Here is a 13,777-nt window from a genome sequence, read left to right on the forward strand (position 1 = left end):
AGTAATGGCAAAAGATTATGTACTGGAGAAGCGTAAATATGTGATAGGGGCGGCGGCTGTGGTCATCGTCCTCCTTTACATGCTCCGGTTGTTCGACTTGCAAATCATGACGGATGATTACAAAAAGAATGCGGACAGTAATGCTTTTCTGAATAAGATACAGTACCCTTCGCGAGGGGCTATCTACGACCGCAACGGCAAGTTGCTGGTCTTCAATCAACCGGCTTACGACATTACTTTTGTGCCGCGGGAAGTGACACAACTGGATACACTCGACTTCTGCAACGCTCTGAACATCACTATGGAGCAGTTCGAGAAGCGGATGAAGGACGTCAGGAACCGCTGGATGAACCCCGGTTATTCAAAATACACGCATCAGACGTTTATGACGCAACTCTCTGCCGAAGAGTGCGGGGTGTTTCAGGAGAAACTCTTCAAGTTCCCCGGCTTCTACATCCAGCGGCGTACCATCCGGCAATATACCTACAACTCTGCCGGACATGCATTGGGAGATATCGGCGAGGTGTCCAAGCGGGAAATCGAAAATGACGATTACTACATCCGTGGTGACTATATCGGCAAGCAAGGTATCGAGAAATCCTACGAAAAGTATCTTCGTGGAGAAAAGGGGGTAGAGATACTGCTTCGCGATGCACATGGGCGCATTCAAGGGCGCTATATGGACGGGCAACTGGACCGTCCTTCCGTGCCGGGCAAGAACCTGACCTTGGGGCTCGACATCGAACTGCAGATGCTGGGCGAGCGTCTGCTGAAGAACAAAATCGGTGCAATCGTAGCCATCGAACCGGCCACGGGAGAGATTCTCTGCATGGTTTCCTCACCCTCCTTCGACCCTCATCTGATGATCGGACGTCAGCGGGGCAAGAATCACCGTCTGTTGCAGATGGACAAGCGGAAGCCTTTGCTGAACCGTGCTATTATGGGGGCATATCCACCGGGGTCTACTTTCAAGACTGCCCAGGCGCTGACCTTCCTTCAGGAGGGGATTATCCATGAAGACTATCCGGCTTTCCCTTGTGCGCATGGATTCAACTACGGAAGCCTGCATGTGGGGTGTCACGGGCACGGTTCGCCATTGTCATTGATACCCGCCATTGCCACGTCTTGCAACTCTTATTTCTGCTGGGGACTGTTCCGTATGTTCGGTGACAAGAAATATGGTTCGCCGCAGAATGCCATTACGGTGTGGAAAGACCACATGGTGTCACAAGGCTTCGGCTATAAACTCGGTGTAGACCTTCCGGGTGAGCAGCGTGGTTTTATTCCGAATGCCAAATTCTATGATAAACCCTACCGGGGTTCCTGGAACGGACTGACGGTTATCAGTATTGCCATCGGGCAGGGCGAGATTACCGCCACCCCGCTGCAGATAGCCAATCTGGGAGCAACCATTGCCAACCGCGGGCACTTCATCACGCCGCATATCGTAAAGGAGATACAGGACAATGAACTGGACAGCCTCTACCGCACGCCGCGCTATCCCACCATCGACCGCGAATATTACGAAGAAGTGGTGAAAGGCATGCGCGCTGCCGTCACCGGAAGTACGGGTAGTGCCACTTGCCGCCTGGTGGGTACTTTCCTGCCCGGCGTGGAGGCATGCGGAAAGACGGGTACGGCGCAGAACCGTGGGAAGGACCATTCCGTCTTCATGGGGTTTGCACCGATGAACGATCCGAAGATAGCCATTGCGGTATATGTGGAGAACGGTGGTTTCGGGGCGACTTATGGGGTGCCTATCGGTGCCATTATGATGGACCAGTACTTGCATGGAAAGCTGTCGCCGGAGAATGAGGTACGTGCAGAGGAATATAGCAACCGGGTAATCCTCTATGGCGACGAAGAACGATAATAAACAATTGACAGTTGATAATTGACAATTAACAATTAAATAGTAGATAAACAGATGCGTAGAGATAGTATATGGAAATCATTGGATTGGGTGACGATTGTCGTTTACCTGATACTGATTGTATTCGGCTGGTTCAGCATCTGCGGGGCAAGTTACGATTACGGCGACCGTGACTTCCTGGACTTCTCGACCCGTGCCGGCAAGCAGTTTGTCTGGATTATATGTTCCTTCGGCCTTGGTTTCGTACTGCTGATGCTGGACGATACTATCTATGATATGTTTGCATACCTTATATATATAGGGCTGATGCTTCTGTTGCTTGTCACCATATTCATTGCGCCCGATACGAAAGGGTCGCGTTCGTGGCTCATCCTGGGGCCGGTGAGTTTGCAGCCGGCGGAGTTTGCCAAGTTTGCCACGGCCCTGGCGCTGGCCAAGTATATGAGTGCCTATTCCTTCACGATGAAGAACTGGAAGAATGCCGTTATGCTGGCGTTCCTCATTCTGCTGCCTATGCTGCTGATTATCATGCAGCGGGAGACCGGTTCGGCGTTAGTGTATGCTGCCTTCTTTCTGATGCTCTATCGGGAAGGTATGCCGGGAGTAGTGCTGTTCTCCGGCATTTGTGCGGTGGTCTATTTTGTGGTGGGCATCCGCTTCGATGAGGTGATGATTGCAGATACTCCGACGCCTATCGGTGAGTTTGCGGTACTGCTGATGGTGCTGCTGTTTGCCGGGGGCATGGTGTGGGTATACAAGAAACGTTGGGGGCCTACGCGGAATATTATAGGCGGGTCGTTGGCCGTGTTGCTCGTTGCCTATCTGATTTCGGAGTATGCGGTTCCTTTCAATTTGGTGTGGGTGCAGTGGGGGCTGTGCGTGGTGGTGATCGGCTATCTTATTTTCCTTTCGCTGAGCGAGCGCAGTTCTACGTACTTGCTGGTGGGGCTGTTCGCTCTTGGTTCGATAGGGTTTCTTTATTCCAGTGATTATTTCTTTAATAAAGTGCTGGAGCCGCATCAGCAGATACGTATCGAGGTGGTGCTGGGTATGGAAGAGGACTTGGCAGGTGCCGGATATAACGTCAACCAATCCAAGATTGCCATCGGTTCCGGCGGACTGACCGGCAAGGGCTTTCTGAACGGTACGCAGACGAAGCTGAAGTATGTGCCGGAACAAGATACGGACTTTATCTTCTGTACGGTGGGCGAGGAGGAAGGCTTCATAGGTTCCGCGGCTGTATTGCTGCTGTTCCTTATCCTGATATTGCGTCTTGTTGCCGTGGCGGAGCGGCAGCCTTCTACCTTCGGGCGGGTGTATGGGTATTCGGTACTCAGCATTTTCCTGTTCCATCTCTTCATTAATATCGGCATGGTGCTGGGGCTGACGCCGGTTATCGGCATTCCGTTGCCTTTCTTCAGTTATGGCGGGTCTTCACTTTGGGGCTTTACCATCTTGCTCTTTATCTTCCTGCGGATTGATGCAGGGCGTAATCGTAGAATCTAAAGGACTTGATTTCTTTTCTTATGGAGGCACTCCCGTTTCCATATAGGGGAACGCGCGTTCCCATAAGGAGAAACTGGCGTTCCCATTAGGAGAAACGCTCGTTCCCATTAGGAGAAACTGCCGTTTCCGCGGGCAGAAACGCTCGTTTCCTACCGTAGGAAACTGTAATGGCTTTATTTACAGAGGTTTCTATCGATCTAATTTGATGCCGATATCATTGATTCCGGGCAGTGTTTCGTCCGGTAGGGTGTAGGCTACTTTGAAGAGATATGTACCCGGCTTGTCTATTTGTACGCTTCCTGCCGGAAATGCAGATTGGTACAGGCCGCCCCAGCCGTCTCCTTTCCATATACCTTCTTTATCTGCCAGGATGAGTTGCAGGGTGTCTGCAGGGAGACTCTTTCCGTCGGGGGCAGTACAACTGACGGAGAGGTTGATGTTTTGATAAGGATAGTTGTTCCGGTTTCGGATTTCGACGGACAGCTTGTAGTAAGTAAGTGAATCGGGGACTTCTGCACTGAAGCAGAGTGTATCTTCCCGCTGCCAACCTTCGGTGGGGATGGATTGGAAGACATGATACACTGTCTGCTCGTTGCAAGCACTCAATGCACTTGCAACGAACAGCAGGATAATACTTTTCAGACCAAAGTTTCTATTCTTGAGCAGGCTTCTCATTGGGGGCTGGTCTTTCTCCTTGAGGTTTGGGATTGTTATTGCGCGGAGGACGGCGGTTGTTGTTCCGTTGCGAACGTTCGCCACCTTGTCGCGGCTCTCGTCTCTGTTCTCCTTGTCTTGGCTCCCTTGGTTCTCTTGGCTCTCTTGCTTCCCTCGGTTCCCTTTGTGCTCTCGGTTCCCTCGGTTCTTTTTGCTCTCTTGGCCTGGATTGCTGCTCGCCTCCTTGCGGACGGTCTGGATTGCTTTTCTTCTTTTTCTTATTGCGGTTGCCGTTGCTGCTATTGTTTCCGCCATTATTTTCACCACTGTTTCTGCCTCTGCCGCGGCTGCGGTCGAAGCGGGTGAGGCTTTCCTGTTCCAGCAGGTCTATCGGCTTCTTGGGTTCGGGACGCTGGGTTTCTTCGGTCAGACTGTCGGGCTTGATGCCGCGTTTGTTCTGTCCGATAATCTCGAAGGCACGCCGGCTGCTGATGGTTACCAGGTTGGCAGGTATGTTTTTGTCGCTTGAGTAGGTAATCTGGTTACTTAGGATATCGGCTTTGAAGAAGTAGAAGACGCCGTCTTTGGTTTCCAGCTCTATCTCACGGGAAGGCAGACGCTTTTGTGCTTCCACATAGCAGTCTACTTCGTAGTTGAGGCAGCATTTCAGTTTGGCACATTGTCCGGCCAGCTTCTGCGGGTTCAGTGAAATGTCCTGGAAGCGGGCGGCGCTGGTAGATACCGATACGAATGAAGTCATCCAGGTGGCGCAGCATAGCTCGCGGCCGCAGGGACCGATACCGCCGATGCGTCCCGCTTCCTGGCGGGCGCCGATCTGCTTCATTTCGATACGCACATGGAAGGCTTCGGCCAGCACCTTGATCAGTTGGCGGAAGTCTACACGCTCGTCGGCAATATAGTAGAAGATGGCTTTGTTGCCGTCTCCCTGATACTCTACGTCTCCGATCTTCATGTTGAGATTCAGGTTCAGGGCTATCTGGCGGGCGCGTATCATGGTGGAGTGCTCGCGGGCTTTGGCTTCGTTGTACTTGTCCATGTCCACCGGTTTTGCTTTGCGGTAGATGCGCTTGATATCTGTTTCCGACTTGATGTTGGCTTTCCGCATTTGCAGCGGCACGAGTCGGCCCGTCAGCGTCACCACACCGATGTCGTGTCCGGGAGTAGCTTCTACGGCAACGATGTCGCCTTTCTCTACGGGTATCTTATTGCTGTTGCGGTAATATCCCTTGCGGGTGTTCTTGAACTGCACTTCCACCAGGTCGCTTTCATCGGCATTGCCCGGTATGTCGGCCAGCCAGTCGTAGGTGTTCAGTTGCTTGTCCTGCCTGCCGCAACTTTTGCAGCAGAGACATCCGCTTCCGTTATGTAGTTTGAATTCCATTTCTTTATATCTATTGTTTTAATAATACAATCATTTTCAGTGAGAAGTCGAAGAATACCATGCGGGCATTCACGTTCTGCTCAATGTGTCTTTGGGCTTCGCTCAACTCGTCCATGATGCCCATCACGTTCCGTTCGTTGACGAAGGGGGCGAAGCGGGTGGCGAAGTTCTGTTCGGGTAGCGTCATGTAGTTCATCTCTTTGCAGTGCAGGTTGTAGATGAAGTTCTCGCGTATCATGCGCTGGCAGTACTCCAGGAAGTTCTTCTGCCGTTCGCGTCCCATGCCGGCCAGTTGCTCGCTCCATTGTTTCATTTCCCGTATCTTGCGCTGGTAGGAGAGGCGCATCAGGCTGACGAACAGGTTGAAGAACAGTTCGTTCTCTTCGTTCAGGTGGATGGTCTCCAATGCTTTGATGAAGTTGCCGTTTGCCAGGTGGGCAATGGCTTCGCTGTCTGCGGGCTGTACGCCGAACTTCTGCTGCAAGGCTGCGGCCACGTCCGCTTCTTCTATCTTGGGGATATTGAACCGCTGCGTACGGCTGAGGATGGTGGGCAGTATCATTTCGGGAGCTTCGGAGACGAGCAGGAATACGGTCTTCTCGGGGGGCTCTTCCAACAGCTTGAGCAGCTTGTTGGCACAAACTTCGTGCATCTTCTCCGGCAGCCACACGATGGTTATTTTATAGCCGCCTTCGCTGGATTTCAGGCTGAGCTTGCGCGTTATCTCGTCACTTTCTTTGGCATAGATGATGGCTTGCCCGTTCTCGGCGTCCATTTCGTTCAGCCAGTGGTTGAGGCCGAAATAAGGGCTGCCCAGCACCAGGTGCCGCCAGTTGGTGATGTAATCGTCGCATACTTCCTTCTTTCCCTTGGCGCTTTTTACAATCGGGAATACGAAATGTACGTCGGGGTGCACCAGCTTGTTCCACTTCACACAAGAGGGACACGTGCCGCAAGCATCTGTCTCCGTGCGGTTGGGGCAGCAAATGTAACGGGCATAAGCCAGTACCAGCGGGAGTTTGCCCACGCCAGCCGGACCGCAGAACAGTTGTGCATGCGGGATGCGACCTTCCTGCACTTCTTGTATCAGCCTTTGTTTGGCTGCTTCTTGTCCTATTACATCTTTAAATCCTATCACGATTTTTGTTTTCTGTTTAATAAATCTGTTTGGCAACTTCCTTGATGCTGTCTGTGGCTCCTACGGAATAGAAGTGCAGACTGGGCACACCGTGCGCTATGAGCTCTTTGCATTGTTGCACGCACCATTCGATGCCTACCTGCTGTGCTTCCGCATCGGTCTTGCATTTCATGGCTTCTATTGTCAGCTCCTCGGGCAGGTCTACCTTGAAAGTTTTGGGTATCATGCTGAGTTGCGACAGTTTCTTGAAAGGCTTGATGCCCGGTATGATGGGAATGGTGACGCCGGCTTGGCGGGCACGCTCCACGAAGTCGAAATATTTCCGGTTATCGTAGAAGAGTTGGGTTACTGCGTATTCCGCACCCATCTCCATTTTCTTTTTCAGCCAGTAGATGTCTGTATCGATGTTTGGAGCCTCCTCATGCTTTTCCGGGTAGCAGGCCACGCCATAAGAGAACGGCGTATTGGTGACCTTCATCTCGGAGCCGTCGACGAAAATACCTTTATTGAAGTTGTTGATTTGTTCTTGCAGTTCGATGGCGTGGTAATAACCGTCGCCTTCGGGAGTAAACACGGACTCGTGTTTGGCTTTGTCTCCACGCAGCACCAGCAGGTCGGTGATGTTGAGGAATTGCAGGTCGAGCAGTACGTATTCGGTCTCTTCGCGGCTGAAACCGCTGCAAAGGATGTGGGGCACTACTGTGATATCGTACTTGTTTTGAATGGCGGCAGCTACGGCAACCGTACCGGGGCGGCGGCGCAAGCGGTTTCGCCGGAACAATCCGTTGCCCAGATCCTGGTACACATATTCGCTGCGGTGCGTGGTGATATTGATGTATTTGGGATCGAATTCCCGTAATGTATCTATGGTTTGATACAGCTTTTCGATGCCGGTTCCTTTCAGCGGCGGCAGTATTTCAAAGGAAAAAGCTGTTTTTTCGTTACTGTTTATCAGGTCGATTACTCTCATTTCTTTTTCGTTATCTTTGTCCGATTGGCAAGAAACTTGCACATTGGGAACAAAAATACGAAAAAGAAATGAAAAACGCCGAAATTGATGGTTATTCTTTTATACAGCGGATGGAAAGAGCCTTATAATAGTCTTTATTGCTGACATGTGCCGTGCTTTGAACGAACTCATTGCTTTCACCGAGAAAGTACACTGTTTTCTCTGAAAGCGTATTCTTTGCCTTGTCCCAACTCCAGAAAGCTGTCATCTTGTAAGGGCTGTTATGCTCTTTATTATACCACATCCCTACAGGGAAAGCACTAAACTGCGCATAGTTATTAACAGGAACTACTTCTCCTGATATCATTGTCTGCCATTCTCCGGCTTTAAGTAGGGCGGCATCACCGATGTATTTCTTTAGTTCTTCCCAGTCATTGTCCGATGGAATCTTCCAGCCGTCGGGTGTCAGTTCACCTCCTAATATGGCTTCTCCATTGTAAAAATAAATATTGTATTTATCCGGTTTATAATATCCGGCTTTGTCTTTCCCCAGATCGATCTGTTTTTTCAGTGCGGTTCCGTCCTGATAGGTTGTTGCACGCAGTTCTTCTCTCATCCAATATTGTCTTCCGATTTTGGTGATGGGATATTCATCGGCTATTCCTTTTCTGATATCCAGCAGGGTGTGGCTGGCAATATTTACTTTGACAGCATTTTTCGGTTTCTTCAGGGACAGATTGTGGGCGTCGTCTATGTAAAACTTGTCTATGGAGGTGGCATCTCCTTCAGTGTAAGTGAATCCATAGTCGTCCGTATTCCAGCTGATTTTTCCTCCACAAATCATGTCGTTGCGGTCTGTAAGTTGCAGAATGATTCCGTTACTCAAATCGGTCTTTTCGTTCTCTGTCACCGGATAGGCAACGATGGCTCTGGAAGTCAGCGGGTCGGTAAGGTATTCTTTGCAGACTTCGGCTACGGGTGTTCCTTCATGATAAATTCTGTAGACGTTGGATTGGGAAAAAGAAAGTGCTGAGATATGTACAGCGGTATAATCTTCTGTATTATCGGTTTCCATCGGGTCTATGTTTGTCCATTCTTTGATTTTCCCGGCAAAGCTGCTCAGTACATTGCTGTTGCTTTGCATGGTCGATATGTTGATGGGGCATTGCATGCTGCTTCCCATTTCTACACTTGGTATTGCGCAACTGTATATACGTCCGTTCCACTCCATGATGAACGACTGTCCGTCGCCGTCTATGGCTTGTGGTATGATGATGATTTCTTTTCCGACAAGTTTGCCGTCTTTATCGGTTTTCCAGTCTCCGGAAGCTACGATGTCTTTGGTGCCTTCCAGGTTGCTGAATGTTCCGTCTTCCAGGTTGTAGTTGGCGGATGTCTTGAGTCCGGTTGCTACGATTCTCGGGTTGGCTTTCAATAAATTATCAGCGGTGTTGCTTGCGTCGGGAGTCAGGGTGATGGTCAGTTTGGACAGCTTATGTTGGAATTCCAGTGTTACGGCTTTTGATTTATTGGTGATTCCCCCTGTCTTTGCGATTAGGAAATCGCTTTGTGAACGGTTCTTGTCACTGCTTTGGTCTATCTGCACAGATACGGGTATAAGGGAACTTCCGGCAGGAACTCCATCGGGCTGGTAGGGGTAATAGCTTATAAAGTCCAGCGCTACGTCACCTTCCGGATAAAAAACGGCTTTCTTTGGTGTGAGAGTGCTACCTTCTGTATATTCTAATGCCAGGTTGTCGATATATCGTTTTCCTTTGATGGAGCCGGAGGCAGTAGTTGCGAAGAGTCCCATCTTGTCTCCTTTCTCAAAAGTAGTATTAGTGACTCTTGTCGTTTCTTTCTCCATTTTGATGGAGAAGGTGATGGGAGTAGTCCCCTCTGCTACGTCTATCTCTGCATCTTCGTCGATACTGTTTACACAAGCTGCATTCCAAAAGGCCATGCAGCTGAATAGGGTTGTAAGGATCACCCCTTTTGATGAAATAGTTTTCATAATATTATTTTTATGGGTTGATGGCATCGCCACTTACCCGGTTAGTCTTCAATATGTTGTGTGTTGAGAATGTGGATAAAGCAGGGCTATAATTCGTATGGAAAAGTTGTTTACGCTTTTGGACGCTAATTACTGATGCCACGCTTGGCTTCACGGTGCTTTTTAATCTTATTTCTTTGCACTGTTTGTTTAAAACGGTCGCAAATGTAATTAAAAGTGTTAAAAGGAGAAGACTAAATCAATAAAAACTTTTATAAAATATTTATCCCGCTCTGATTTTTTGGCTAACTTTACACGCTAAAATCGTAGTCAGTAACAAGTTAAACCATAGATATAAACTCATGCCTTTAAATTTACCTGATAAACTTCCTGCCATAGAGTTGCTGAAAGAAGAGAATATTTTTGTCATAGACAACTCTCGTGCAACCCAACAAGACATTCGTCCGCTGCGTATCGTTATCCTGAACTTGATGCCGTTGAAGATTACAACGGAAACGGACTTGGTACGTTTGCTTTCCAATACTCCGCTTCAGGTGGAGATATCGTTCATGAAGATAAAGAGCCATACCTCCAAGAATACTCCGATAGAACACATGAAAACGTTCTATACGGATTTTGAGAAAATGCGTCACGAGAAGTACGACGGCATGATTATTACCGGCGCCCCGGTGGAGCAGATGGACTTTGAAGAAGTTACCTACTGGGATGAGATTAAGGAAATCTTTGACTGGGCGCGGACGCACGTCACCTCTACTCTTTATATCTGCTGGGCGGCACAGGCCGGACTTTACCATCATTATGGAGTATCCAAGTATGCTTTGGACAAAAAGATGTTCGGTATCTTCGAGCATCGCACCTTGCTGCCTTTGCATGCCATTTTCCGCGGGTTCGACGATGTCTTCTATGTGCCTCATAGCCGCCATACGGAAGTGAGAAGGGAAGATATTCTGAAAGTTCCCGAACTGACACTGCTTTCCGAATCGAAGGAAGCGGGCGTATATATGGCAGTGGCGCGTGGCGGACGCGAATTCTTTGTGACCGGCCATTCGGAGTATTCTCCGCTGACGCTGGATGGAGAGTACCGTCGTGACTTGGATAAAGGCTTGCCCATCGAGATACCACGTAATTATTATGTGGATGATGATCCGGAAAAAGGAGTGCTGGTGCGCTGGCGTGCCCATGCCAATTTATTGTTCTCCAACTGGCTGAACTACTTTGTATATCAGGAGACGCCGTATAATATTAACGATATAGAATAATGAATCTGCCTCAGATATGATAAAGCAGCGTAAAATAGAACTGTTGGCTCCTGCCAAGAACCTGGAATGTGGTATCGAAGCCGTCAATCATGGGGCGGATGCGGTGTATATCGGTGCGCCTAAATTCGGTGCGCGTGCTGCTGCCGGCAATTCTTTGGAAGATATAACTGCTTTGGTGGTGCATGCGCATTTGTATAATGTCCGCATTTATGTTACTGTCAACACCGTCTTGAAAGAAGAGGAACTGGCGGAAACGGAAAAGATGATCTGGGCTTTGTACCGTGCAGGAGTCGATGCACTGATTGTGCAGGATATGGGAATTACGCGCCTGAGCTTGCCGCCGATTCCACTCCATGCCAGTACGCAGATGGATAACCGTACCCCGGAGAAGGTTCGTTTCCTGGCCGATGCAGGTTTTCGCCAGGTAGTGTTGGCGCGCGAACTTTCGTTGCAGGAGATACGTGGCATTCATGAAGCTTGTCCCGAGATGCCGCTCGAGGTGTTTGTGCACGGAGCGCTTTGCGTAAGCTATAGTGGACAGTGTTATGTCAGCCAGGCTTGCTTCGGGCGGAGTGCCAACCGGGGAGAGTGTGCCCAGTTCTGCCGGTTACCCTTCAGTTTGGTAGATGCCGATGGGAAGACGATTGTGCGAGACAAACATCTGCTTTCCCTGAAAGACCTCAATCAGAGTGAAATACTGGAGGAATTGCTGGATGCCGGAGCTACTTCCTTGAAAATAGAAGGCCGCTTGAAAGATGTTTCTTATGTGAAGAACGTGACCGCTGCCTACCGCCAAAAGCTGGATGCCATCTTTGCCCGCCGCAAAGAGTACGTCCGTGCTTCCTCCGGTACTTGTTCTTTTGATTTCAAGCCCCAGTTGGATAAGAGTTTCAGTCGTGGCTTCACCCATTATTTCCTGCAAGGCCGCGGGCCGGAGATTACTTCATTCGACACTCCCAAGTCTTTGGGCGAAGAGATGGGGACAATGAAGGAACAGCGCGGCAACTATCTTACAGTGGCCGGTGTGAAGCCTTTTCATAATGGAGATGGTGTTTGCTTCCTGGATGAACAGGGCCGTCTGCAAGGTTTCCGTATCAACCGGGTAGATGGCAATAAACTTTATCCGGCAGGAGAAATGCCTCGTATCAAGCCTCGTACCCGCCTTTATCGTAATTTCGATCAGGAGTTTGAGCGTCTCCTTGCCCGTAAGTCTTCCGAACGTAAAATCGGAGTCTGCTGGGAATTGGCAGATACTTCTTTCGGTTTCAGTCTGACGATTACGGATGAGGATGACAATCGAGTAACACTTTCCTTTCCTTATGCAAAGGAATTGGCACGTACTCCACAGGCCGATAACCTGCGAAATCAGTTGGCAAAGTTGGGCAATACTCCGTTTGAGATAGCGACGGCTTTGTCGGAAGATGCTTCCGGCATCGTTTTATGTCTTTCTCAGAACTGGTTTCTGCCTGCATCTGTTGTGGCCGATTGGCGGCGTCAGGCTATTGACAAGCTGGTGGCTGCACGGCGTATCACTTATCACCGCGAACTGGTTGCCTGGAAACAGACCGGCCATGCATTTCCCGCAAAGACTTTGACTTATCTGGGCAATGTTACGAATAGCGCTGCCCGGAGTTTCTATCAACAGCACGGACTGTCGTCCATAGCTCCTGCTTATGAAGAGCAGGCAGTTCCCAATGCTGTGCTCATGTTCTGCAAGCATTGCTTACGTTTCAGTATGGGATGGTGTCCCACACACCAGAAGGGACACTCGCCTTATCGGGAGCCTTATTATCTGGTAGGGACGGACGGCAAGCGTTTCCGCTTGTCTTTTGATTGCAAGAATTGTCAGATGAAGGTCATAGATAATGAAGAATAAAGATGGAGAATGAAGAGTTGAAAGCGAGTGGAGCCTGTCATTCTGAACGCAGTGAAGAATCTCTTCTCTTTGGGCATATCCGGTGGAAGGGATTCTTCACTGTGTTCAGGATGACGGGAGGAACTGCCCTTAAAGCTTTTCATTTCCTTCTTCTTTTGGCATTGATATTTCTTTCTTCCTGCCATTATCCCCGTCCCAATCTGGATGCGGAGGACTTGAATCAGGAGACGCGCGATTCACTCACCTACCTCTATGAGCGGCATTATACCTGGAATACGAATCTGGAATTGCATGTCGATTCCATTAATCTTGCCTGCCTGCCCGTCAAGGATTGTTATAATATGCTCTATCGGGGAGACCGTGTTGTAGTGGCCGAGTTTGCCATTCATCCGGCAGATAGCGTGGACAGTGTGTGGGTAAAATTGGCGCATTCGCAGGAAGTGCAGGGCTGGCTCCGCGAGTCTGAAATGAGGCAGGCTTTTGTTCCGACAGATAGCATTTCGCAGGCCATTTATCTGTTCAGCGATACGCATGCCTCTTATTTCATCATCATCTTTGCCTTGTTCGTAGCTGTCTGGCTTTTCCGGGCTTTCCGTCGCAAGCAGTTGAAGATGGTTTATTTCAATGATATCGACAGCCTTTATCCGTTGTTGCTGTGCCTGCTCATGGCTTTCAGTGCTACGATCTACGAGTCGATGCAGGTGTTTGTGCCCGATACGTGGGAGCATTTTTACTTCAATCCTACGCTGTCGCCTTTCAAGGTGCCGTTTGTGCTTTCCGTTTTTCTGCTGAGCATCTGGTTGTTTGTCGTTGTGCTGCTGGCTGTTCTCGATGACCTTTTCCGTCAGCTTACTCCGGCAGCAGCTGTGTTCTATCTGCTGGGACTGGCATCCTGCTGCATCTTTTGTTACTTCTTCTTTATCTTGACGACACACATTTATATAGGTTATGCATTCCTGGCTGCTTTTATCTGGATATTCTGCCGGAAATTGCGTCTATCCCTGATGGCGGCACGTTATCGCTGTGGCAATTGCGGACAGAAAATAAAGGAAAAAGGAGTTTGTCCGCATTGCGGGGCTATTAATGAATAAGGGATCTTACAGAAT

General features: G+C 49.5%; 10 protein-coding genes. 5 read left to right on the forward strand and 5 right to left on the reverse strand.

From position 1 onward, the window contains the following. Positions 1 to 4: 4 nt before the first annotated feature. Together mrdA and rodA are read left to right on the forward strand one after the other, a co-directional pair. Positions 5 to 1,873 carry a penicillin-binding protein 2 gene (gene mrdA, locus AAE250_RS16580; protein WP_294595634.1) on the forward strand — a complete coding sequence of 623 codons (1,869 nt, stop codon included), beginning with the start codon at positions 5 to 7 and terminating at the stop codon, positions 1,871 to 1,873. A 54-nt stretch (positions 1,874 to 1,927) separates the two neighbouring features. After that, positions 1,928 to 3,379: a rod shape-determining protein RodA gene (gene rodA / locus AAE250_RS16585; protein ID WP_294595636.1), complete on the forward strand. Its 1,452-nt coding sequence runs from the start codon at positions 1,928 to 1,930 to the stop codon at positions 3,377 to 3,379. 189 nt (positions 3,380 to 3,568) lie between these two features. Here the strand turns inward: rodA and AAE250_RS16590 are convergent, their stop codons facing one another. From AAE250_RS16590 to AAE250_RS16610, 5 genes are all read right to left on the reverse strand, one after another. Then, on the reverse strand, positions 3,569 to 4,054 hold the full coding sequence (locus tag AAE250_RS16590; protein ID WP_294595638.1) for a gliding motility lipoprotein GldH: 486 nt from the start codon (positions 4,052 to 4,054) through the stop codon (positions 3,569 to 3,571). Beyond that, positions 4,032 to 5,435: a PSP1 domain-containing protein gene (locus tag AAE250_RS16595; protein ID WP_294595640.1), complete on the reverse strand. Its 1,404-nt coding sequence runs from the start codon at positions 5,433 to 5,435 to the stop codon at positions 4,032 to 4,034. Before AAE250_RS16595 ends, AAE250_RS16590 begins: the two co-directional genes overlap by 23 nt. A gap of 10 nt (positions 5,436 to 5,445) precedes the next feature. Beyond that, positions 5,446 to 6,570 carry a DNA polymerase III subunit gene (locus AAE250_RS16600; RefSeq protein WP_294595974.1) on the reverse strand — a complete coding sequence of 375 codons (1,125 nt, stop codon included), beginning with the start codon at positions 6,568 to 6,570 and terminating at the stop codon, positions 5,446 to 5,448. Between the two features lie 19 nt (positions 6,571 to 6,589). After that, positions 6,590 to 7,543, reverse strand: a complete 954-nt coding sequence (gene metF, locus AAE250_RS16605) for a methylenetetrahydrofolate reductase [NAD(P)H] (protein ID WP_294595642.1) — start codon at positions 7,541 to 7,543, stop codon at positions 6,590 to 6,592. 91 nt (positions 7,544 to 7,634) lie between these two features. Further along, positions 7,635 to 9,536, reverse strand: a complete 1,902-nt coding sequence (locus tag AAE250_RS16610) for a fimbrillin family protein (protein WP_294595644.1) — start codon at positions 9,534 to 9,536, stop codon at positions 7,635 to 7,637. Between the two features lie 341 nt (positions 9,537 to 9,877). Between AAE250_RS16610 and metA the strand changes: the two genes are divergently transcribed. From metA to AAE250_RS16625, 3 genes are all read left to right on the forward strand, one after another. Beyond that, positions 9,878 to 10,795: a homoserine O-acetyltransferase MetA gene (metA, locus tag AAE250_RS16615; RefSeq protein ID WP_294595645.1), complete on the forward strand. Its 918-nt coding sequence runs from the start codon at positions 9,878 to 9,880 to the stop codon at positions 10,793 to 10,795. Positions 10,796 to 10,811: 16 nt separating this feature from the next. Next, complete coding sequence (locus AAE250_RS16620; RefSeq protein WP_294595646.1) at positions 10,812 to 12,671, forward strand: peptidase U32 family protein; 1,860 nt, start codon at positions 10,812 to 10,814, stop codon at positions 12,669 to 12,671. 110 nt (positions 12,672 to 12,781) lie between these two features. Then, entirely contained in the window at positions 12,782 to 13,762 is a 981-nt protein-coding gene (locus AAE250_RS16625; RefSeq protein ID WP_294595977.1) for a hypothetical protein, read from the forward strand. The last annotated feature ends 15 nt before the right edge of the window (positions 13,763 to 13,777 follow it).

Origin of the sequence: Bacteroides sp. GD17, from assembly GCF_038448625.1 — a bacterium.
Lineage (GTDB): Bacteria > Bacteroidota > Bacteroidia > Bacteroidales > Bacteroidaceae > Bacteroides.

Coding starts and splice junctions, on each gene's coding strand:
- mrdA (WP_294595634.1), top strand. CDS start 5: ATGGCAAAAGATTATGTACTGGAGAAGCGTAAATATGTGATAGGGGCG.
- rodA (WP_294595636.1), top strand. CDS start 1,928: ATGCGTAGAGATAGTATATGGAAATCATTGGATTGGGTGACGATTGTC.
- AAE250_RS16590 (WP_294595638.1), bottom strand. CDS start 4,054: ATGAGAAGCCTGCTCAAGAATAGAAACTTTGGTCTGAAAAGTATTATC.
- AAE250_RS16595 (WP_294595640.1), bottom strand. CDS start 5,435: ATGGAATTCAAACTACATAACGGAAGCGGATGTCTCTGCTGCAAAAGT.
- metF (WP_294595642.1), bottom strand. CDS start 7,543: ATGAGAGTAATCGACCTGATAAACAGTAACGAAAAAACAGCTTTTTCC.
- AAE250_RS16610 (WP_294595644.1), bottom strand. CDS start 9,536: ATGAAAACTATTTCATCAAAAGGGGTGATCCTTACAACCCTATTCAGC.
- metA (WP_294595645.1), top strand. CDS start 9,878: ATGCCTTTAAATTTACCTGATAAACTTCCTGCCATAGAGTTGCTGAAA.
- AAE250_RS16620 (WP_294595646.1), top strand. CDS start 10,812: ATGATAAAGCAGCGTAAAATAGAACTGTTGGCTCCTGCCAAGAACCTG.
- AAE250_RS16625 (WP_294595977.1), top strand. CDS start 12,782: ATGACGGGAGGAACTGCCCTTAAAGCTTTTCATTTCCTTCTTCTTTTG.